The 377-nt window shown below is 60.2% G+C and carries 1 pseudogene; it reads right to left on the bottom strand.

The window, feature by feature from the left end:
- Positions 1-377 (bottom strand): annotated as a pseudogene (locus MKS85_RS28830) (hypothetical protein); the annotation flags it as partial.

Raw genomic sequence — 377 nt, 5'->3', positions numbered from 1 at the left:
GCGATGGCGACCACGTCTTCATTGGGGATCGAAAAGTCGTACTGGAATGGCACGTATTCGACGGTTTGATCAAGCGGCCCGACGATAACTTGCGAATCACCCTGTGCGGGGGTGCCGACCCAGGTCAGGCGCAGGGTATCGCCTTGAGCGTGATTGGCTGGATTGACGTACACCCGGCAAACGACGTCGGCGCCCGCCAGTTGTTCGAGGTCGATCACCCGAGTGGGGATGCCGTTGACCAGCACCAAGGGTGCATCAAGGCGATTACCGCCCAAATCGACCACCACAGGGGTAGTGGCAGACCAGGGCGCACGCTCGTCGGGGTAGTTGTTGCAAACATCCACCACCTGATAGGCAACGATGACCTCGCCGTCCTC

The organism is Pseudomonas sp. JL2, assembly GCF_031570495.1.
Taxonomy (GTDB): Bacteria; Pseudomonadota; Gammaproteobacteria; order Pseudomonadales; family Pseudomonadaceae; genus Aquipseudomonas; species Aquipseudomonas rhizophila.
The sequence above is the reverse complement of the archived record's forward strand: the minus strand, read 5'-3'. Positions and strand labels throughout refer to the sequence as shown.